Source organism: Microcoleus sp. Pol14D4 (assembly GCF_036701245.1).
Lineage (GTDB): Bacteria > Cyanobacteriota > Cyanobacteriia > Cyanobacteriales > Microcoleaceae > Microcoleus.
The window spans coordinates 1-1,402 of record NZ_JAUBQM010000195.1; the positions used below are offsets into that span (position 1 = coordinate 1).

The window sequence follows — 1,402 nt, forward strand, 5'->3', positions numbered from 1 at the left end:
AACCCAATAATTCAAAGTTTTACCTAAACTTGAGCAAACTCTTAAGCATAACACATATTTTTTTTGCAAGAGGTCTATTAAATCGACCCATGATTCACCCCACAGTCCAATATAAAAAGTGCTATGTCTAGCATATTTTCTGTGACTTTCTGTTTTTCTACCTAGATATTCTTGAACTTGCTTTGACTTAATATCTATCCCTTGGATTATGCTATTCAACTATGCTAATGATAGCAAAATTAATAATTTACTCAATCGGTTGCCCGTTAAATTAGTCCTTTCCAAGTTATATCCTCCGCTCTTAAACCCAGATTCCGCACCCCAACTGTCACATGGGGTGCGGGCGGGCTGTAAATTTCCTGGGATAAGTAAGTCGGCAGGAAAATTCGCAAGTATGTAACAAAATATTAAGTACAGCGCTCGGCTCTCAATTTAATGCGTGTTGTAGAGTAGTTTCCTTTTTTTCCTCTAGCTTCTACCCCATTAATTACGGCATAAGCTAGCTCTAATTCATCTTCAGGCGTTGCTGAATTGAGGTATGATAAGTGCGGTCAAGGGATGTTTTGGCGGCTCTTCTGGGTTTATGGGGATAAGTAAAGCTAATGAGAAAGACAGGCTAATAATCTAGAACGAAAGTTTACAAAATTCAAAAAGCCATAGGCTTGTCGTTTAATTAATTTGATTCGGTTATTAAGTCCCTCCATCACACCACTAGATGTACGGTTTAAAAAGTAATTACAAATATTGTCTAGATGGTTGTGAATTGTTTCCAAAACTGCTCCGTAGACAACTTTAGCTTTTTGAAGCCATGCTTTCAATTGTTCCTGACCATCTTCAGGGGTTTTACAAGTTTCAAAAATACTCCTAAAATCTTCTTTTAGAGTATAAGCTAATCGCAAACGCTTAGAATACTTCAAGACAGTTTCCAATTTCACTTTTTCTTCTTCTGTTAAATCAATATTATTTTTTGGCAGGATAAACGACTGCCTTTAATCTTAACTCCAGTTTGTTTACGCAATTGATTTAACTCTTCGATCACTGGCTGCATGACATGAAATCTGTCGATGACAATTTTTGCATTTGGGAATACCTCTTTTACAACTTTTGGAAATCCTCCCCACATATCAACGCTGACTTCCTCAACTTTCTCTCTTATCTCAATTGGTTGCTGCTTAAGGATTTCAATGATGTCATCTTGTTTATGACTATCAATCACTTCTAGCAATTCTCCTAAGTCAATATTTGATACGACCGTGACAAAATTTTGATGTCCTTTGCGTTTACTCACTTCATCAATACTCACCCGTTTTACTTCTTCCCAATTCTCCCTGGGGGGGTGACGACCCGCCCCAAACCCATAGTTAGTAAGGATTGAGCCAACTTGTGGTAAAAAAAGATAGGC

Annotated in this window: 2 protein-coding genes; both read right to left on the reverse strand. The window is 37.4% G+C overall.

What is annotated here, in order from left to right; translation table 11 throughout:
• Positions 1–599: 599 nt before the first annotated feature.
• Positions 600–935, reverse strand: a complete 336-nt coding sequence (locus QUA33_RS28040) for a transposase (RefSeq protein WP_333153039.1) — start codon at positions 933–935, stop codon at positions 600–602.
• A gap of 14 nt (positions 936–949) precedes the next feature.
• The coding region (locus tag QUA33_RS28045) for a transposase (protein ID WP_333153041.1) at positions 950–1,402 on the reverse strand (453 nt) is incomplete at its 5' end.